The organism is Paralcaligenes ureilyticus, from assembly GCF_004346225.1.
GTDB lineage: Bacteria > Pseudomonadota > Gammaproteobacteria > Burkholderiales > Burkholderiaceae_B > Paralcaligenes > Paralcaligenes ureilyticus.
Genome location: NZ_SMAJ01000003.1, coordinates 1 through 20,020, shown reverse-complemented (window position 1 = coordinate 20,020; position 20,020 = coordinate 1). Strand labels below are relative to the sequence as shown.

The window sequence follows — 20,020 nt, the reverse complement described above, 5'->3', positions numbered from 1 at the left end:
ATTACGTCGCCTCCTGCTTTGTAGGGCCGTCGGGAGGCGCTTGAACCTTGCACGAAGCACTGGCAAGAATCGCCACGCACAACTGGGCGTAGCTCATCCCCGCCGCCTTGGCGCCCATCGGCACCAGCGAGTGGCTCGTCATGCCGGGCGATGTATTCATCTCAAGCAGCCATGGCCGATTGTCCGCATCCAGCATGAAATCGGCACGCCCCCAGCCCTCGCATCCCAGCGCCGCAAAGGCCTGCTCGGACAGCGCCATGATTTCCCCGCTTAAAGCGGCATCAAGCCTGGCGGGGCAAATGTATTGCGTATCGTTGGACACATACTTGTGTTCGTAGTCGTAGTTGCCCGCAGGCGCCACAATTTCGATCACGGGCAAGGCCCGCGCATTCCTGCCTTTTCCAAGAATCGCGACCGTCAGTTCACGGCCGCGAATGAACTGCTCGGCTAAAACATCGGCATCGTACCTGGCGGCCTGGCGATAGGCGGCCAGCATCTCTTCACGCCGGCCCACCTTGGCCACTCCCAGCGTCGAACCTTCATGCGGCGGTTTGATAATGAGCGGCAAGCCCAGATTCTCCATGGCGCCCGCCAGGTCGGACTCACCCGTCAAAATTGCGAATTTCGGAGTCGGCAGCCCCTGTGCAATCCAGACCTTCTTGGTCATGATTTTGTCCATGGCCAGGCTGGACGCCAAAGGACCACTGCCGGTATAGGGCAGTCGCATCAGCTCCAGCGCCCCTTGCAAGGTGCCGTCTTCGCCATAGCGCCCATGCAGCGCGATGAAAACGCGATCAAAGCGGGCGTTCATGAGCTCGGCCAGGTCCTGCTTGCCCGTATCGAACAAATAGGCGTCAACGCCGACGCTTTTCAAGGCCGCATGGACGCCCTGGCCCGACATGAGGGACACCTCGCGCTCGGCCGAACAACCACCGTACAAGACCCCGACGCGGCCAAAATCTTCACTCATGCCAGCTCTCCTATTTGCGCGGGCACCTTGGCGATAGACCCAGCCCCCATGACAATCACCACATCGTCACGTTGCACAAAATTCAATATGGCTTGCGCCAGATCGGCGACATCCTCGATAAATAAAGGTTCTACCTTGCCGGCCACGCGCAAGGCGCGGCTCAAGGCACGCCCATCGGCGGCCACCAGAGGCGCCTCGCCGGCCGGATAGACATCCGTGAGCAACACGGCATCGGCCGAACTTAAAACCTGCACGAAATCTTCAAAGCAATCCCGCGTGCGGGTATAGCGATGGGGTTGAAACGCCAGAACGATCCGGCGGGCAGGCCAGGCGCCGCGCGCAGCCGCCAGCGTGGCCGCCATCTCGGCCGGGTGATGCCCATAGTCATCAACCAACGTGAAGGAGCCGCCGCCATGCCCATCGGAGACGGCAAAATCGCCCACCTGCGTAAAGCGACGGCCCACCCCATTGAAGGCGGCAAGCGCCTGGGCAATCGCCGCATCAGGAACGCTCAATTCGGTCGCCACCGCAATCGCCGCCAGAGCATTCAGAACGTTATGCCGGCCGGGCAAATTCAAAACGATCGACAGACCGGGCAAAATTCCCGCCGCCATGCGGCGCTCCACGTCAAAGTACATCTTCGTGCCCTCGGCGCGCACATGGGTGGCGCGCACCAGGGCATCGGCATTGGTGCCGTAAGTCGTGACCGGGCGCGAAACAAAGGGGATGATCTCGCGCACATTGGCGTCGTCGCTGCACAGGACCGCACTGCCGTAGAAAGGCAGCTTGTGTGTAAATTCGATAAAGGCGCTTTTGAGGCGGGCCACATCGTGACCATACGTATCCATGTGATCGGCGTCTATGTTCGTTACGATCGCCATGACCGGCAGCAAATTCAGGAACGACGCATCGGACTCGTCCGCTTCGACCACGATGTATTCGCCCTGGCCCAGGCGGGCATTGGCGCCCGCCGAGTTCAGACGCCCGCCGATTACAAATGTCGGATCCAGGTCGCCCGCCGCCAGCACGCTTGCCACCAGGCTGGTGGTGGTGGTCTTGCCATGCGTGCCCGCCACCGCAATGCCACGCTTCAAACGCATCAGCTCGGCCAACATCAGCGCGCGCGGAACCACCGGAATATGCGCCGCGCGCGCGGCCAGCACCTCGGGGTTGCCGGCCGTCACCGCTGTCGAAGTCACCAGCGCGCCCGCCCCCTGTATGTGCTCGGCCGCGTGGCCAATGCTCACTCGCGCGCCCAGGCTCGCCAGCCGGCGCGTGACTGCCGACTCCTGCATATCGGAACCGCTGACGGTGTACCCCAAATTCAGCAAAACCTCGGCGATCCCGCTCATGCCCGAGCCGCCGATGCCGACAAAATGGATATGTTGAATTCTATGTTTCATGCGGGCATCTCCAACGCCTGTTCGCACGCATCGGCTATCTGCTGTGTCGCGTTCAAGCGGGCATGCTCATGGGCATGCTGCGCCACCAAGGCCAGCTCCGTACGAGTACGTTCACGCATCCACTGCGCCAGCCAATCGGCGGAAAATTCTTTCTGATTTTTCAACCATGCTCCCTTGCAATCGCTCAGATAGCGCGCATTGGCCGTTTGATGATCATCGATCGCATTAAGCAACGGGATAAACAAGGCGGCGACACCCACGGCCGCCACTTCAGCGACCGTCATCGCCCCGGCGCGGCATATCAGCAGATCGGCGTTGGCCAGGGATCCGGCCATGTCGTCGATAAAGGCATGGCATTGGGCCGGCACACCGACTTGTTCATAGGCCGCGCGCACCTGGTTCAGATGCCGCTCTCCCGTCTGATGCACCACCACCGGGCGTTCATCGGGAGCCAGCTGCGCCAGCGCGAAGGGGATCACCTTGTTCAAGGTCTGAGAGCCCAGGCTGCCGCCCACCACCAACAGCCGCAACGGGCCCTGACGCGAACCGTACCGCTGCTCCGCGGCGGCCACCTCGGCCAGGCGCTGCCTGACCGGGTTACCCACCATAATGGCGTCGGGCAAAGCCCCCGGGAACCCCACCAGCACCTGGTTGGCGATTTTCGCCAACCAGCGATTGGCCGTTCCGGCGACCGCATTCTGCTCGTGGATGACCAGGGGAATGCGGCGCAAGGCCGCCATCAGGCCACCCGGAAACGCCACGTACCCGCCCATGCCCAGAACGACATCGGGACGTATTTTTTTCAGGCTACCCAAAGCCTGCCAGCACGCGCTGGCCAAAGTCAGCGGCAATTTAAGCAAGGCGGCAACGCCCTTGCCCCGCACTCCGCCGAAATACAAAGGCTCCAGCTCGATACCCTGCGCCGGAACCAGCCGGCCTTCCATATGCTGTGGATGGCCCAGCCACAATACTTGCCAGCCACGGGTCTTCATCTCCTGGGCTACGGCAAGCCCCGGCATGATGTGGCCACCTGTGCCGCCGGCCATAATAAGTAAAGTACGAGGTTTCATGTCCGCTTGCCTCGCATCATGTTGCGGTTTTCATAATCCACACGCAGCAACAACGCCACTGCACACAAATTCATGACGATGCCGGATCCGCCATAGCTGACCAGGGGCAACGTCAGGCCCTTGGTAGGCAACAGGCCCACACACACACCGACGTTGATGAAGGTTTGCACGCCAAACCACAAAGCCACCCCCTGGGCCACCAGGCCATTGAAAATTCGTTCCATCGCGATGGACTGGCGGCCGATATCGAAACCGCGCCACACCAGGAACACGAACAACCCAATCAGGCACATCAGGCCGACAAAACCCAGTTCTTCGCCAATGACGGCCACAATGAAATCGGTATGCGCCTCGGGTAAATAATGGAGCTTCTCGACACTGGCGCCCAGGCCTACGCCGAACCACTCGCCGCGCCCCAAGGCAATAAGCGAATGCGACAACTGATAAGCACTGCCGTAGGCATTGTCGGGATTCCAGGGATCGAGATAGGCAAACAGGCGCCCCCGGCGCCAGGGCGAGATCCAGATCAGGGCCAGAAAGCTGCCGAACAAAATCGCCAGCAGGCTCGAAAACAGCTTGCCATTGATGCCGCCCATAAACAAAATACCCACCGCGATCGCCACGATCACCATGAAGGCGCCCAGATCGGGCTCGAGCAGCAGCACAATGCCCACTGCGGCCAGAGCGAACGACATAGGCAAAAATCCGCGGAAAAAACTTTGCATGTGCTCTTGCTTGCGCACGGTGTAATCGGCCGCATACAACAGTATGGTTATCTTCATCAACTCCGATGGCTGGAAATTCAGAGGCCCCAGGGGCAGCCAGCGACGCGCGCCATTGACTTCGCGGCCCACGCCGGGCACCAGCACAATCAGCAGCAACACCAAACTGAGCAAAAACAGGGGCACGGCGAATTTTTGCCACACCTGCATGGGAATACCCATGACAAAGGCCGAGCACAACAGCCCGGCGCAAATGAACAAGCCATGGCGGCTTGCGAAATAAAACCGCCCATAGCTCTGATAACGATGGCCGTCGGCCAGCGCGATCGAGGCCGAATACACCATCAGCAGGCCGAACAACAATAAGGCGACGACCGTGATCACAATGGCCACATCGAAATTGGGCATCGTCGTACGCCCGGGACGCACGGCATTAACGCCTGAGGTGAGGCCCGAAAACACGCTCATGTCAGTTCTCCGTGAGCCAACGCCAATGCCTGCACTGCCTGGACAAACACCTGAGCGCGATGGCCGTAATTCCTGAACATATCCATGCTTGCGCAGGCGGGCGACAGCAACACGGCATCTCCGGCCTGTGCCAGCTCAAGGCCGCGCGTCACCGCCGCCTCCAGCGTATCGACATGTTCGAGCGCGACGCCACATTCGGCCAGGGCTTGCCCGATAACCGGACCATCCTGGCCAATCAGCAGGACAGCTCTGGCATGTTCCCGCACCACAGCGGCCAAAGGCGAAAAATCCTGTCCTTTTCCCAGGCCTCCGGCAATCAGCACCACTTTCTGGCCCAGACCTTCAAGCGCTGCCACCGTTGCACCCACATTGGTGCCCTTGCTGTCTTCAACGAAATCAACACCGGCTATGCTGCGCAAAAACTCGACCCGATGCGGCTCACCGCGATAATCGCGCAACGCCGGCAACACCGCCGCCCATCCCAGGCCCAGCGCACGCACCAGCGCCAGCGCCGCAAGCGCATTCAGGGCATTGTGAGTACCCTTTATCTGCAAGGCGTCTGTCGGCATAAGACGAGTCACGCGGCCCGCCTCCCGCGAGGGCTCGGCCTCGACCTTCCTGCGTTTTGGGCGGGCGAGCGGCTCATCAAAATCCATCGTATCGGCCGCTGCCAGCCAACGCACATCGTTGCCGCTCTCGAAACCCAGGTCGCCGCACAAAGTGGGCGCGCTGCGCCCGAACGTGCGTACCGACAGCCCCTTGATGTCGGGCACCATCGCCGCCACAACCGGGTCATCGCGATTGACAACGGCCACTTTCGCCATCGCCAGAAGACGGCCTTTGGCTGCCGCATAGGCCTTCATGGAACCATGCCAGTCCAGATGATCCTGGGTCACATTGAGCACCGCTGCCGCGTCGGGCGCGAGAGTTTGAGTGGATTCAAGCTGAAAGCTCGACAACTCGAGCACCCAGACATCAGGCAACTTGCCGCCGGCGCACGCGTCGCGCAAAGCCGTCAATGCCGCCGGACTGATATTGCCTGCGGCGCACGCGCTCAAACCGCCCGCCTCGCACAAACGGCGTGTCAGTGCAGTGACCGTTGTTTTGCCGTTGGTGCCGGTAATGGCCAGTACTTTGGGCTGATAGCCCTGAGAGGCCATATCCGAGAGTGCCCGGGCAAATAGTTCGATCTCGCCGATCACCTCGATCCGACGAGCCGACGCCATGGACAAAAAGGATCGCACCGGTTCATCCAGGGGCGACAGTCCAGGACTGATGACAATGCTTTGCACATCGCTCAAGGCGTCTTCGTTCAGGCTGTCCGGGCCAAAACGGCAGTCGGCGTCCCTTTCACCCAGCCCCGCATGCAGGGCATCCCAGGCGCCGGGCTGTTTGCGGGTATCGAGAATCCGCAAACGAGCGCCATGCTCGGCACACCAAAGGGCCGCAGCCGCACCGGTTTCTCCCAAGCCCAGAATCAGGATTAGGGAACCGGCGCGAATGGAAGGAAAAGACATTGTATTCATCGTAATTTCAGCGTTGCCAGACCGATAAGCACCAACATCATGCTGATAATCCAGAAACGAACCACCACCTGTGTTTCCTTCCAGCCGCCTACCTCGAAATGATGATGCAGGGGCGCCATGCGCAAGATGCGCCGCCCCTGCCCGTAGCGTTTTTTGGTGTACTTGAAGTACGCCACCTGGAGCATGACCGAGAGCGTTTCGGCCACAAACACGCCCCCCATAATGAAAAGGACAATTTCCTGGCGCACGATAACGGCGATCGTGCCCAACGCGCCGCCCAACGCCAGCGCCCCTACATCGCCCATGAACACCTGGGCGGGATAGGCGTTGAACCACAGGAACGCAAGGCCTGCTCCAGCGATAGCCGCGCACAGAACCATAAGCTCGGAGGCACCGGGAATGTAGGGGAACAGTAAATACCGAGAGTAGTCGACCCGCCCGACGACGTAGGCAAAAATCCCCAGCGCGCTACCCACCATGACCGTGGGCATAATAGCCAGGCCATCCAGGCCGTCGGTCAGGTTTACCGCGTTGCTCGCGCCCACGATCACACACCAGGTGAGCGCCACAAAGCCGAACACACCCAAGGGATAACTAACGCTTTTGAAAAACGGCACAATCAAGTCGGCGCGAGTGGGCAACGCCATGGTAAAGCCGCTGGTCACCCAGTCGCGAAACAAAGGCCACAATTCAGTATTGGCCGGAGCGGCAACGGCGAATGCCAGGTAAACCGCCGCCACAATGCCGATCAGGGCTTGCCAGAAAAATTTTTTGCGTGCCGACATACCTTCCGGGTCGTGGTTCACCACCTTCTTGTAATCATCCGCCCAGCCGATCCCGCCAAAGCCGAACGTCACCAGCAACACCACCCACACGAAACGGTTGGTCCAGTCGGCCCACAGCAAGGTGCTTACGCCGATCGAAATCAGTATCAGAACCCCGCCCATCGTCGGCGTGCCGGTTTTTTTCAAATGGGACTCAGGCCCATAACTGCGCACCGCCTGGCCAATTTTCATTTCGGTCAACTTGCGTATGACCCATGGGCCGGCCAGCAGTCCAATGAACAAAGCCGTGCCGCAAGCCAGGACCGCGCGAAACGTAATATATTCAAATACGCTGAAAGCGCGGATATGAGCATCGGATAGCCAGCGGGCTATTTCAAGTAGCATGGCGCGCCCCCTCTTCTTGTTGTTGTGTGAGCCGCGCCTGTAGCGCCTGCACGACTCTTTCCATACGGGTGCTGCGCGACCCTTTGACCAAAACATTTGCCGGGAGAAGCGTCATCAGATGGGCGACCAGGGCATCAATCGTGTCAAAGGCGCTGGCGTGGCTGCCAAACGCCTGGGCCGAGCTTTGCGCAGCTGGGCCAAAAGCCAGCAATTCATCAATACCTCGTTCATGCGCATAGGCGCCCACCTCGGTGTGCATGGCCGGGCCGTTGGCGCCTACCTCGGCCATATCGCCCAGCACCAGTATTCTCCTGCCCGAAAGCGCAGCCAGCACATCGATGGCGGCACGCACGGAATCCGGATTGGCGTTGTACGAGTCGTCGATCAGTTGATACCCGCCGGCCAGAGGATAAGACCGCATGCGGCCCGAAACCGGGTTGAACGCCGCTAGGCCCTGCACGATAGCCTCAAGCGGGGCTCCGGCTGCACTCGCACACGCGGCGGCGGCCAGGGCGTTGCGCAAGTTATGCACCCCGGGTGCAGCGAGCGTGACCGCCGCAACCCCGGCGGGCGTATGCAGCTGACATTGCGTGCCGCGAGGCTGCACATGAATCTGATCGGCATACACATCAAAATGCGAATCAAAACCGAACCGCAGGATTTTGCGCGAGCCCGACAGATCCACCCACACGTCGGTGTAGGAATCATCGCCTGGAAACACCGCAACGCCATCGGCCGGCAAAGCGCTCAGCACTGCGCCATTTTCGACGGCCACGGCATGAACCGAATGCATGAACTCCTGGTGTTCGCGTTGCGCATTGTTGACCAATCCAACGGTAGCCTGGGCCATTTCGGCCAAGCCGGCAATCTCGTGCGGATGATTCATTCCAAGCTCGAACACCGCCGCGCGATGGCCGGCACGCAAACGCAGCAAGGTAAGAGGCACGCCAATATCGTTGTTCAGATTGCCGGCGGTGGCCAACGCGGCCTCGGCGCCTACCCATGCCCGCAAGATGGATGCGATCATTTCCTTGGTGGTCGTTTTGCCGTTGCTGCCGGTGACCGCAATCGCCGGCAACTGAAAGAGCCGGCGCCACGCTGTACCGATCTTGATCAGGGCCGCACGCGTATCGCCCAGTTCAAACTGGGGCAAAGAGACAGCGGGATCGCGATGCGAAACCATGGCCGCGCACGCACCGGCCGACAGCGCTTGGGCCAAATGCCGATGGCCATCAAAAAATTCGCCCTTGAGCGCGACGAACAACTGACCCGCACCGATGCTGCGCGTATCGGTCGACAGGGTCAGGCCACGCTGCCAGCACAGCGCAAAGCGGGCCCACTCGCGGTCATCGAAGGGTTTGCGCTCTACGCCGGCTTCCTGATAGGTTTCATGACCTTTGCCTGCCAGTAAAACCACATCATTGGCGTTTGCCCCCCATATCGCGGCAAGAATCGCATGGGCGCGATCCAGTTCCACCCTTGGCCGAGCTGCCATGCCGGCAATAATTTGATCAACGATGGCCTGCGGATCTTCCGCACGCGGATTATCGCTGGTGAGGATGACTGTATCGGCCTGCGCGCCGGCAATCCCGCCCATGATCGGACGTTTGCCCGTGTCGCGGCTGCCGCCGCAGCCAAATACGCATATAAGGCGGCCGCCACGAACATTGGCCACCTCGCGCAAGGCTTGCAGTGCACGCGCCAGGGCATCGGGAGTATGCGCATAGTCCACTACCACCAAAGGCGTGGCAATCGATGTATCGCCCACGGGGTACGGCTCGATGATTTGCAAACGGCCTTCCACCGAGTGCAGTCCGGCCAGTGCACGCGCGATTCGCACCAGGTTCCAGCCCAATTCACGCAATACGCCGGCCACCAGCAACAAGTTGGAAATATTATGTTCGCCCACCAACCGGGTCACGATCTGGGCCGCGCCTTCAGGCGTCAGCAAATTGAAGATCAGGCCATACGTGCCGGTTTGAATATCCAGGGCCCGCAAGCCCGCGGTGCTATCGTGCCTCAAAGAATATCCCAGGCATTTGAGTTCCGGATGCAATCCGTTCAACTCGACCCCGGCTGGGTCGTCAAGATTAATGACGGCGGCCCGCAAGCCCGGCCACTTGAACAATGCAAATTTCGCGGCCTTGTAATTGGCCAAAGTCTTGTGATAATCGAGGTGGTCGCGCGTCAGGTTGGTGAACCCGGCAATTTCGATGCAAACCTGTTCCAAACGTCCTTGCTCGATCCCGATTGAAGAGGCCTCCAGCGCCGCCGCCGTGCCACCCGCATCGCGAATCGCCGCCAGGCTGCGATGCACGGTCAAAACATCGGGCGTGGTGAGCGCACCGCCCAGATTCGATCCATCGGGCAGCCTCACACCCAGTGTGCCAACGGTGCCGCAAGGAACCCCTTGAGCATTGAGCGCCGCCGCAATCCACTGGACTACCGTGGTCTTGCCGTTGGTCCCCGTTACGGCGATCACCGACAGCGCGCGCGACGGTTCGCCATACCAGGCGTGCGCAATGCCACCCAATAAGGCATGCAGGTTTTCCACCTCGAGTAGCGGAACCGTCACAGCCGACGCATCGTCGCCCGACTGCACGACGATCGCAGCAGCGCCGCGCCCAATGGCATCCTGCATATATAAGCGGCCATCGCTCGCCAAGCCCGGGCAGGCGAAAAACACGTCTCCCGCCGCGACCTGGCGCGAATCCAGGCAAAGATGCGCACCGCGTGCAACACGGTCCTGCAGCCAGGCGATGATGTTAGGCGTGCTGTTCATCGTCGCTGCTTCTCACGAGGGCCTTCGGCGACCAGCGAGGTCACGGGCGCATCGGGCTGAACCCCAAGGCGGCGCAAAGTGCTGCCCATCACGCTGGCAAACACGGGGCCGGCGACGACGCTGCCGTAATACCCGCCCGTATGCGGTTCATCGATCGAGACGGCCACGACGACACGGGGGTTGGACACGGGCCCAAACCCGACAAAGGACCCCCGATATTGCGTCTTGCTGTAATGGCCGTTGACAATCTGGCGCGCTGTTCCGCTCTTGCCGGCCACGCGATATCCCGGGACTTTTTGTTTGGCGCCCTCGGGGCCGGCGGCTGCTTCGAGCATCGCCCTGATCAGGCCCGCGACACGAGGCGAAAAAATCTGCACGCTGGTTGCCTTGCCCTCGCGCTTTAACAAAGTCAGCGAAACCATGTCGCCATTGCGGGCAAATACCGTATAAGCGTGGGCGATTTGCAGCAGGGAAACCGACAGGCCATAGCCATAAGCCATGGTGGCGCGCTCAATGGGGCGCCAGCGCTCCCATGGGCGTAAACGTCCGGAAGCCACCCCCGGGAAATTGGCCCGCGGCGCGCGGCCAAAACCCAGCTCGGTGAAGTTATTCCACATTTCCTGCGAGGTCATCAACTCGGAAATCATCGTCATCCCGATATTGCTGGAACGGCGCAAAATACCGGCCACATTCAGAACGCCGTTGGCGCTGACATCGGAGATTGTCGCACCCTGATACCGGTAATGGCCATTGCCGGTATTGAACATCGTGGAGGTCGTGATCCGCCCGGTATCCAGGGCCAGGGCGGCCGTAAACGGCTTCATGATGGACCCAGGCTCGAACGTATCGGTAATGACCCGATTGCGCAAAGCGGAACCCTTGCGGTCATCGCGATTGTTCGGATCGTAGGAAGGCAGATTGGCCAGCGCCAGGATTTCTCCGGTACGCACGTCGACGATAATCCCGGTGGCCGCCTTGGCCTTGTGATCGTCCATCGCCTTATTGAGCGCCGTGTACAGATCGAACTGCAAACCGGCGTCGATCGACAGGCTCAAGTCCTGGCCGTTGACCGGGGGCACCACCGCCTGCACGTCTTCTACCACGCGCCCGAGACGGTCCTTGATGACCCGGCGGCTTCCCGGGCGGCCCGACAGCTCGGAGTTGAAGGCCAGCTCGACCCCATCGATCCCCTTGTCTTCGATATTTGTAAAACCGACCAGGTGCGCGGCAATATCGCCCTCGGGATAGGAGCGCCGCATCTCGCCCTCCTGATGAAACCCGGGTACTTTCAAATGTGCCACTTTTTCGGCCACGTCCAGGGAAACCTGGCGTTTGATATACACAAAATTCTTGTCTTCGTTAGCCAGCCGGCTTTGTATGTCCTTGACCGACATATCAAGCAATTTACTCAATGCGTCAATCTGGGCCGGCGTGGCGTCTTTGGCGTCGTCGGGAATCGCCCATATCGCCTTGGCCGGCACGCTCGATGCCAGCACAACGACGCCGCTGCGGTCGAATATCTTGCCCCGTGTAGCCGGAAGAACCAACGTGCGCTCATAACGGCGTTCACCCTGCTGCTGCAGAAACTCGGTCGAGATGCCCTGCAAATAAAGAGCCTTGACCGCCAGCGCCACAAAACCCAGCATCAACAGTATCAGCACCAGGCGCGAGCGCCATAGGGGCATCTGCATATTGAGGACCGGGCTGTCGTAGAACCGGATGCGTTTCATGGGCGCGCTCCGGGAGCCTTGGCGCCGGCAGCCGACGCCACGGTGCCATCCGGGGCACCTTTGATGTAGATCGTCCGGTCCGAAGTCGGATTGACCATCTTCAGATCCTGGCGAGCGATACCGTCAATACGGGCGTTGCGCGCCAGTTCGGCGCGATCGAGCTGCAAACGGCGCCAGTCGGTATCCAAATCGCGAGCCTTGGTGGACAATCGATCCGACACCACAAACAATTGGCGCGACTGAAAGCGTGCAGTCACCAGCGAAATGGCCGAAAGCATCAACAAGGCGGCGACAACGGCGATCAGGCGAACCATTATTTCTTCCCCCGCCGGACATGCGCTGCCGGCTTGGGCGCCAGGCGAACTGCCTTTACAAAAGACGCGCCCTGATCGGGCGGCAAAGGAGTATGGGTGCGCTGGGCGACACGCAAAACAGCCGATCTGGCCCGGGCATTGCCTGCCACCTCATCCTCCGAAGGCAGGACCCGTCCGAGAGAATAAAGAATGGGCTGGGGCAGATCCTTCTCGAAAATCGGCAAACGGGCATGAACGGCGGCCGGATTTGCGGCGGCCGCAATGCACTGCTTCACCATGCGATCTTCAAGAGAATGAAAACTGATCACCGCAAGCCGCCCCTTTGGTGCCAGAACTCTTAGAACTGCCGCGAGGGTGAACGCGAGTTCTTCGAGTTCCTGATTGAGGTAAATCCGTAAAGCCTGAAAGGTACGAGTGGCCGGGTGTTTACCCTTTTCGCGCGTACGGACGACACTGGCGACGAGCTCGGCGAGGTCGAGCGTTGTGCGCAGCGGCCCGGATTCGCGGCGAGCAACAAGCGCCTTTGCAATCGGGAAAGCAAACCGTTCTTCGCCATATTTTGCTATGACCTCCTTTATTTCTTCCACACTGGCGTCTGCCAGCCATTGCGCAGCGGTCGGACCGCGGCTCGTATCCATTCGCATGTCGAGAGGACCTTCATGCATGAAGGAAAACCCGCGACTTGCGTCGTCAACCTGCGGGGACGAAATCCCCAAATCCAGCATTACCCCATCAACCTGCGCAATGCCTAAAGCCTCAAGCTGCTGCGCCATCGTTGCAAAACCGTCGTGGACGACCTGTACGCGTGAATCCTCAGCCCGCAATGCTTGAGCGTATGCAATAGCCTCCGGATCCTTGTCAAACACCACCAATCTTGCGTCGCTCGCCAGCTTTGACAATAACAGGCGGCTATGTCCGCCACGACCAAAAGTGCCATCTACAAAAACGCCGCTCAAGCGTGTCCGTGTATCGTCTTCTTCCTGTCCCGGCCATTTTTTTCCGCCAAAATGCGGGTCGATCAAGGCCTTGACCGTTGGTTCAAGCAACACGGGTCGGTGCAAAAACTCCATGACCCGCTCAGAACGAAAACTGAGCTAACGCATCCGGGATGCCCGCGGCCAAGTCTGCCGCTTCGCGACGGGCCCACTCGGCGGCATCCCATAATTCAAAATGGCTTCCCATTCCCAGCAACATGACTTCGCGTGTCAGGCCAACAGCGGCGCGCAGTTCGGGCGCGACCAATATGCGCCCGGCGCCATCCATATCGACATCTTGCGCATTGCCCAGCAGCAACCGCTGGAAGGGCCGTGCCGCCATGGGAAATGCGGCAATCTGTTCACGCTTTATTTCCCAAACCGATCGTGGGTAAACCAGCAAGCAGCCGTCGGGGTGGCGCGTCAGGGTCAAACGCCCTTCCACCTGCGACACGAGCGCGTCACGATGCCGGGTCGGAATAGAGACCCGACCCTTGACGTCTAACGTGAGTGCACTGCTGCCCTGAAACACCACTTTAACTCCACTTTTTTGCACTAAATCCTACTTTTCCCCACTCTACGGGAACAGTTGCAGCAGGTCAAGCAACTTTGTGAAGTTTTTTCAATGACAACAAGTACTTAGCGTCGATTTATGAAAACATCAATATTAAAATATGTAGATAAATCAAGAAACTGCAGGACTATCTAGATGTCGTTCATCAACTGAAAGCCAGGAAAAAGAATTTTTACTTTTGCAATTGCTAACACTCGAACCAATTTTGGCCTTCCGACGCGGCCGGGCGAGAGCAATGGCAGCCACAAGGGCTGCCGCTACATTAGCTACGGGTATGTTTTTGTAGCGGCACCCCTTGTGGGTGCCAAAACCAACCTTCCCACCCGCCCTGATGACGCGGGTGGAACATCACCATCAGCAGAAATAAAAGGCGGGACGGGTCTATAGGCCGGATTCTGTACACCAGGCAAGCCTGGCGGGCAATCATTCCTCTACGCACGACATTGCTGCCGTGCTCTAGCCATCTACCCGCATACTCGAACGAGCCGCCCTTCGGGCCCGAGGGCCTGTGTATGCCTATTTGATGTTGCTCCGGATAGAGGTTGCCGCGTTTCACCCTGCTGCGCCGCGCCCTGTCGCCAGGTCGCGCAACACGGAAGTAGCCGTGCCAGTGCATGCCAGGCATGCCCGCGCCGCAGACTCGTCTCTGTGGCCCTGTTCCTCAACGAACCGGCTTGCTCGCGCACGCCGGTTCGCCGGGCGGCCGTTAGCCGCTATCCTGCTCTGTGGAGTCCGGACCTTCCTCGGTGTCGAAACACCGCGATTGCCCAACCCGTCCCGCACCGGCATTGTATAGGACACCAGCTATCTTCACACGCCAGACGCGAATTCCCCAAACTGCGACAATAGCGTCTCTGGCCCGCGACTTTTTATTACTGGATATATGGCTGTTACCACCCTCGTCACCCTGACCAATGCTCAACTGGCCTATGGCCACCACCCTCTGCTCGATCACGCCGACTTTGCCGTGCAGCCAGGCGAACGCATCGGCCTGATCGGCCGCAACGGCGCAGGCAAATCGTCGCTGCTCAAAGTACTCGACGGCCGTATTGTGCCCGACGATGGCGAGGTGATGCGCTTAGGTGGCCTGAAAATCGCCACCGTCGAACAAGAGCCGGATCTCGACGACTCGCTAACGGTATTCGATATTCTATGCGGCGACTTCAACGAAAACGAAGACTGGCAGCGCCCTTCGCGAGCTCAAAATCTTATCGAACAACTGGGCCTGCCCACCGATGCACCTGTCGCAGGCCTCTCGGGAGGGATGCGCAAACGTGTGGCCCTGGCGCGCGCCTTGGCCGACGAACCCGATCTGCTGCTGCTCGACGAACCCACCAATCACCTGGACTTCGACGGCATCGCCTGGCTTGCCGCCTTACTGCTCAACGCACGCTGCAGCGCCATTATCATTACGCACGATCGACGCTTTCTGGATGAAGTGGCCACCCGCATTGTCGAACTCGATCGGGGCCAGCTGTTTAGTTTCCCCGGCAATTTTTCAGCCTGGCAACAACGCAAAGCTGAATGGCTCGAAGCCGAAAAGCAGCAAAATTCCAAATTCGACAAGGTGCTGGCCCAGGAAGAAGCGTGGATACGGCAAGGCGTGGAAGCCAGGCGCACCCGCAACGAAGGGCGGGTGCGCCGCCTTGAGCAGTTGCGCCGCGATCGCGCCGCTCGCCGCGAACGCGTGGGCAATGTCACGCTGGCTGTCGCCGAAGGTCAGCGCTCCGGCAAGCTGGTGGCTGAACTGGAGAACGTCAGCCATCAATACGGCGATCACGTCGTCATCCGCAATCTGTCGACCACGATTCTGCGCAAGGACCGCATCGGCCTCATCGGTCCCAATGGCGCGGGCAAAACCACGCTGTTGAAGATCATTCTGGGGCAACTGCAACCCAGCTCCGGACACGTGCGCCTGGGCACCAACCTGTCAGTGGGCTATTTCGATCAAATGCGCGCGCAGCTTGACGAAACAGCCACCTTGGCCGATACCATCAATCCGGGCAGCGAATGGATAGAAATCGGCAATCAGCGCAAGCACGTGATGAGCTATATGGAAGACTTCCTGTTTCCAGCCGCACGGGCTCGCTCCCCTGTGCAAAGCCTCTCGGGCGGCGAACGCGCGCGCCTGGTCCTGGCCCGGCTGTTCGCGAGGCCCACCAATGTGCTGGTCATGGACGAACCCACCAACGATCTCGACATCGAAACGCTGGAGCTGCTCGAAGAATTGCTGCAAGACTACCCTGGCACCGTGCTGCTCGTCAGCCACGACCGGGCCTTCCTGGACAATGTCATCACCCAGACCATCGCCGCCGAAGGCGACGGCAACTGGCAAGAATATGTAGGCGGCTATGATGAATGGCTAGCGCAACGGCCCACCGGCAAGGGCAAGCCGTCCGCAAAATCCGCAAAGACCGAAGCCGCGTCCGCAGAGCGCTCCAGGCCCGCCAAACAAAATAAAATCAAGGCTTGGGAATTGCGCGAGCTGGAAGAAATGCCCGAGGCCATTGCCCAGCTCGAGGCGCAGCAGGCATCGCTCGCGGCCCGGCTCGCCGACGGCGCGCTGTATCGCGACGCACCTGACGAAGCCGCCCGAATCAACGGGCAGCTGCAAACACTCGATAGCCAGTTGACTGAGCTCTTTACCCGTTGGGAAGCCCTGGAAGAAAAACGCAGCAGCTAAAGCGCCACGGGATCATCAGGCTTTTTCTACGACACGCCAGGCCAGCGACTCCCCTGCCGCTAACGGAACGACCGAAGCGTCGCCCAGGGCCAACTCGGCAGGAATGTCGTAGCGGCCGCGTTGCAACGTCAGAGTGCCCTGGTTGACGGGCAGACCATAAAACGCGGGCCCGTTCAGGCTTGCAAAGGCTTCGAGCCGATCCAGCCGGCCGGCCGCGTCAAACGCGGTAGCGTACAACTCCATGGCATGCAGGGCGGTGTAACAGCCGGCGCAGCCGCAGGCGTTCTCTTTCAGACCTTTGGAATGCGGGGCGCTGTCGGTGCCAAGAAAAAAACGCGGGCTATCGCTTGTGGCCGCCTCGACCAGCGCCTGCCGATGCGTCTCCCGTTTCAAAACGGGCAGGCAATACCAGTGTGGACGCATACCGCCCAAAAACAGTGCATTGCGGTTGTACAACAGGTGGTGAGCGGTAATCGTCGCGGCGATCGGCCCCTGGGCATCGCGCACGTAATGGGCGCCCTGGCGTGTGGTGATGTGTTCGAACACCACTTTAAGTTGCGGGAACGCCTGGCGCAGGGGAATCATGACGCGATCAATAAACACCGCTTCACGATCGAATAAATCAATGTCTTTGTCAGTCACTTCGCCATGCACCAGCAGAGGCATATCCCATTTCTGCATGGCTTCGAGCGCCGGGCGGCAGCGCCCCAGCAAATCGGTTACGCCGGCATCGGAATTGGTCGTTGCACCCGCGGGGTAAAGCTTTACGGCGTGTACGACACCCGAGGCGCGGGCCTTGGCAATTTCGTCCGCCGGCGTATTGTCGGTCAGGTATAAGGTCATGAGCGGCGTAAAGCGCCCGCCAGCCAGCCCGGCCCGCTCCAGCGCGGCGACGATGCGATCCCGATACGCCAGGGCCTGCTCGGTGGTCGTCACGGGCGGCTTGAGATTGGGCATGACGATGGCGCGGGCAAACTGGCGGGCAGAGTCGCCCACAACCGAGTCGAGGACCACGCCATCGCGCAAATGAAGATGCCAGTCGTCTGGACGGACGATCGTCAGGGTATTGGGAGCATTTTGCATTAAAGGACTTATCGAAACCGGAATGTGAAGTTATGCGGCGTCCGCGAGAGGCATGCTGCGCTCAACCAGGCGGGAGAACATGGCGCTGCCCACAGGGATAACGGCGTCATTGAAATCGAAGGCCGAACTATGCAGCACGCAGCCTTCCTGGGCGCCGCCCTGGCCAAGGCGAAAATAACAGCCCGGCCGCTCCTGCAACATGATGGAAAAATCTTCGGAACCCATCGATGGCGTCAAGTTGGGCACCACGTTTTCAGCGCCAAACAGCTCCGTAGCCACCTCGGCCACAAACGCCGCATGCTCCGGCGTATTCACCGTAGCGGGAAATAACCGATGGTATTTCATCTCGATCTTGGCCTGGAACGCCGCCGCAATGCCCGCCACCATTTCTTCCATGCGCTGTATCACCTGCTCCTGCACCTTGGGGCTGAAGGTGCGCACCGTCCCGACCATATGGGCGTCCTTGGGAATCACATTCATGGCCTGCAGATTGCCGGCGTTTACCGCCGCCACCGTCACCACGGCCGAATCGGGCGCCGGGACATTGCGCGACACAATGGTTTGCAACGCCGTAATAAGCTGAGCAGCAATCACGATGGGGTCGTTGGTCTGGTAGGCATGCGCGCCATGGCCACCACGCCCCTCGATATGGATTTCGAAATGATCGGCGGCCGCCATCATGGGGCCCGGATTAACCCCTATTACGCCTGCGGGCAAACCCGGCCAGTTATGCAGGGCATAGATGGCATCGCATGGAAAACGCTCGAACAAACCGTCATCGAGCATCGCTTTGGAGCCGCCCATACCCTCTTCCGCCGGCTGGAATATCAGCACGACCCTGCCGTCAAAATTGCGCGTCTCGGAAAGGTAGCGTGCCGCGCCAAGCAGCACTGTAGTGTGGCCGTCGTGCCCGCACGCATGCATGACACCGGATCGCGTCGAGGCGTAGCCATGCTTGCCTTGCTCCAATATGGGCAAGGCATCCATATCGGCACGCAGGCCAATGGATCGCCCGCGTGTATTGCTTCGTCCTTCCATGACTCCCACCACCCCGGTCTTGCCTACGCCCCGGTGAACGGCATAGCCCAGAGCCGTCAGAGCATGGGCGACCAGATCGGAGGTGCGATTTTCCTGAAAGCCCAGCTCCGGATGCGCGTGGATATCCTGCCGTATGGCCGTCAACTCGTCATGAAACAGCTTGATTGATTCAAATACATTTTTTGCATACATCTTGTAGCTCTCCGGAAAATCGATCTAACAATCCTGCCCTGGGAACACCCTATTTACCATTTTAGGAACTTTCTGCACAAATCGCTTTGTTTTTCCCGGCAACTCACGTTATGCTCAGGAAAACGTCTTTTTTAACCTATCCTGAGGAGTATTACTCTATGGCAACAGCCGCGAAACCCGCCGCCCGTAAACCCAACGCCGCGTTCATGAAGCCCCTCACCCCTAGCGCTGTACTGGCCGCCATTATCGGACCGGAAGCAGTGCCCCGTACCGAAGTCACCAAAAAAATCTGGGAATACATCAAAAAACACGATCTGCAAGACCCCGCCAACCGTCGCAATATCAATGCCGACGCCAAACTGCGGCCTTTGTTCGGCAAAGACCAGGTCTCGATGTTCGAGCTGACCAAGCTGGTTAGCGGCCACCTGAAATAAAGCGCTACGAAATTGGCACCCACAAGGGGTGCCGCTACAAAAGCATACCAGTCAATCATGTAGTGGCAGCCCTTGTGGCTGCCAAAAAACACCGGTAAACGGCCAAAAAATATTGGCAATCAGAACACCACCCATACAAAAACGCTGCCCAGATAGGCAGCGTTTTTTTACGGCCAAGGCGCCAACTATATAGCGGCTTCGGGCGTCTGCCCGGCAAACAGAGCCAGCCAGCCTTTAATCAGGCGATAGAGCAGCCATACGATGGCCACCAGGCCACTTATCCAGCCTATGAATATATGGGTCGCGATAGCGCTAAGAACCATCCACAGCAAACCCCACCAAAAGGTCTTGATCACCCAGTCGAAGTGACCGGCATATAGCGTGCCGACGGCATCGCTGCGCTTAAAGTAGGCCAGCACAATCGCCGCGACAACGGCTAACCCCAAAAAAGCGGCACCAATCAGGCCCAGCAGGAACAAACCGTAAATCACATGCGTAATCGTGCGCATATTAGGGCCAGAATTATCCTCTGGGAACATCGCCTCGGTCATACTAACCTCCGGTAAGGTTTGGGTGAACAGCAAACGGGTATTTTACCCGCTTTGACACCTGTGTACGCATACGGTTGATGTGCGGAGATGGCAGCCACAAGGGCTGCCGCTACAGGATTCACGGGCCCGTTTTTGTAGCGGCACCCCTTGTGGGTGCCATTTTTTTCGGCCGAAGAGTGCCGGCGCCAGGGCAGGCGCCGCGTTTAAGCGGGGGCGCAAAGGCAACGCCCCGGCAGGGATACCTGTCGGGGCGTTGGGAGATAAGAGCTTGACGATGACCTACTTTCACAGACGTACGTCCACTATCATCGGCGCAAAGGCGTTTCACGATCCTGTT

General features: G+C 59.6%; 16 protein-coding genes and 1 other RNA gene. 2 read left to right on the top strand and 15 right to left on the bottom strand.

Annotated elements, in window-relative coordinates:
- Position 1: 1 nt before the first annotated feature.
- The 12 genes from EDC26_RS04690 to rnpB form a co-directional block, all read right to left on the bottom strand.
- Positions 2-970, bottom strand: a complete 969-nt coding sequence (locus EDC26_RS04690) for a D-alanine--D-alanine ligase (RefSeq protein WP_132580135.1) — start codon at positions 968-970, stop codon at positions 2-4.
- Positions 967-2,373, bottom strand: a complete 1,407-nt coding sequence (murC, locus tag EDC26_RS04685; RefSeq protein WP_132580134.1) for a UDP-N-acetylmuramate--L-alanine ligase — start codon at positions 2,371-2,373, stop codon at positions 967-969. Before murC ends, EDC26_RS04690 begins: the two co-directional genes overlap by 4 nt.
- Entirely contained in the window at positions 2,370-3,443 is a 1,074-nt protein-coding gene (murG, locus tag EDC26_RS04680) for an undecaprenyldiphospho-muramoylpentapeptide beta-N-acetylglucosaminyltransferase (protein ID WP_132580133.1), read from the bottom strand. Before murG ends, murC begins: the two co-directional genes overlap by 4 nt.
- On the bottom strand, positions 3,440-4,633 hold the full coding sequence (gene ftsW / locus EDC26_RS04675) for a putative lipid II flippase FtsW (RefSeq protein ID WP_132580132.1): 1,194 nt from the start codon (positions 4,631-4,633) through the stop codon (positions 3,440-3,442). The genes murG and ftsW overlap by 4 nt, the downstream gene beginning before the upstream one ends.
- On the bottom strand, positions 4,630-6,159 hold the full coding sequence (murD, locus tag EDC26_RS04670; protein WP_132580131.1) for a UDP-N-acetylmuramoyl-L-alanine--D-glutamate ligase: 1,530 nt from the start codon (positions 6,157-6,159) through the stop codon (positions 4,630-4,632). The genes ftsW and murD overlap by 4 nt, the downstream gene beginning before the upstream one ends.
- Positions 6,156-7,328 (bottom strand): phospho-N-acetylmuramoyl-pentapeptide-transferase, encoded by a 1,173-nt coding sequence (gene mraY / locus EDC26_RS04665; protein ID WP_132580130.1) that lies wholly within the window; start codon positions 7,326-7,328, stop codon positions 6,156-6,158. Before mraY ends, murD begins: the two co-directional genes overlap by 4 nt.
- The gene (gene murF / locus EDC26_RS04660) at positions 7,318-10,110 is read right to left on the bottom strand and encodes a bifunctional UDP-N-acetylmuramoyl-L-alanyl-D-glutamate--2,6-diaminopimelate ligase MurE/UDP-N-acetylmuramoyl-tripeptide--D-alanyl-D-alanine ligase MurF (RefSeq protein WP_132580129.1); all 2,793 of its coding nucleotides are present in this window, start codon (positions 10,108-10,110) and stop codon (positions 7,318-7,320) included. Before murF ends, mraY begins: the two co-directional genes overlap by 11 nt.
- A complete protein-coding gene (locus EDC26_RS04655) occupies positions 10,107-11,840 on the bottom strand; it encodes a peptidoglycan D,D-transpeptidase FtsI family protein (RefSeq protein ID WP_132580128.1) in 1,734 nt (577 codons plus the stop codon). Before EDC26_RS04655 ends, murF begins: the two co-directional genes overlap by 4 nt.
- Positions 11,837-12,154 carry a cell division protein FtsL gene (gene ftsL, locus EDC26_RS04650; protein ID WP_132580127.1) on the bottom strand — a complete coding sequence of 106 codons (318 nt, stop codon included), beginning with the start codon at positions 12,152-12,154 and terminating at the stop codon, positions 11,837-11,839. Before ftsL ends, EDC26_RS04655 begins: the two co-directional genes overlap by 4 nt.
- The gene (gene rsmH, locus EDC26_RS04645) at positions 12,154-13,224 is read right to left on the bottom strand and encodes a 16S rRNA (cytosine(1402)-N(4))-methyltransferase RsmH (RefSeq protein WP_132580126.1); all 1,071 of its coding nucleotides are present in this window, start codon (positions 13,222-13,224) and stop codon (positions 12,154-12,156) included. Before rsmH ends, ftsL begins: the two co-directional genes overlap by 1 nt.
- 7 nt (positions 13,225-13,231) lie before the next feature.
- Positions 13,232-13,660: a division/cell wall cluster transcriptional repressor MraZ gene (gene mraZ / locus EDC26_RS04640; RefSeq protein ID WP_132580701.1), complete on the bottom strand. Its 429-nt coding sequence runs from the start codon at positions 13,658-13,660 to the stop codon at positions 13,232-13,234.
- A 410-nt stretch (positions 13,661-14,070) separates the two neighbouring features.
- An RNA gene (gene rnpB / locus EDC26_RS04635) (RNase P RNA component class A) lies at positions 14,071-14,481 on the bottom strand.
- Positions 14,482-14,585: 104 nt separating this feature from the next.
- Here rnpB and EDC26_RS04630 point away from each other — a divergent pair.
- Positions 14,586-16,385, top strand: a complete 1,800-nt coding sequence (locus EDC26_RS04630) for an ATP-binding cassette domain-containing protein (protein WP_132580125.1) — start codon at positions 14,586-14,588, stop codon at positions 16,383-16,385.
- A gap of 15 nt (positions 16,386-16,400) precedes the next feature.
- On the opposite strand, the gene pyrC is transcribed toward EDC26_RS04630, so the two are convergent.
- Both pyrC and EDC26_RS04620 read right to left on the bottom strand, forming a co-directional pair.
- Entirely contained in the window at positions 16,401-17,468 is a 1,068-nt protein-coding gene (gene pyrC / locus EDC26_RS04625) for a dihydroorotase (RefSeq protein WP_132580124.1), read from the bottom strand.
- Positions 17,469-17,498: 30 nt separating this feature from the next.
- A complete protein-coding gene (locus tag EDC26_RS04620; protein WP_132580123.1) occupies positions 17,499-18,698 on the bottom strand; it encodes a M20 aminoacylase family protein in 1,200 nt (399 codons plus the stop codon).
- A gap of 158 nt (positions 18,699-18,856) precedes the next feature.
- Between EDC26_RS04620 and EDC26_RS04615 the strand changes: the two genes are divergently transcribed.
- On the top strand, positions 18,857-19,132 hold the full coding sequence (locus EDC26_RS04615; protein ID WP_132580122.1) for an SWIB/MDM2 domain-containing protein: 276 nt from the start codon (positions 18,857-18,859) through the stop codon (positions 19,130-19,132).
- Positions 19,133-19,317: 185 nt separating this feature from the next.
- Here the strand turns inward: EDC26_RS04615 and EDC26_RS04610 are convergent, their stop codons facing one another.
- Positions 19,318-19,683, bottom strand: coding sequence for a DUF4870 family protein (locus EDC26_RS04610; RefSeq protein WP_132580121.1), 366 nt, complete (start codon positions 19,681-19,683; stop codon positions 19,318-19,320).
- Positions 19,684-20,020: the final 337 nt, after the last annotated feature.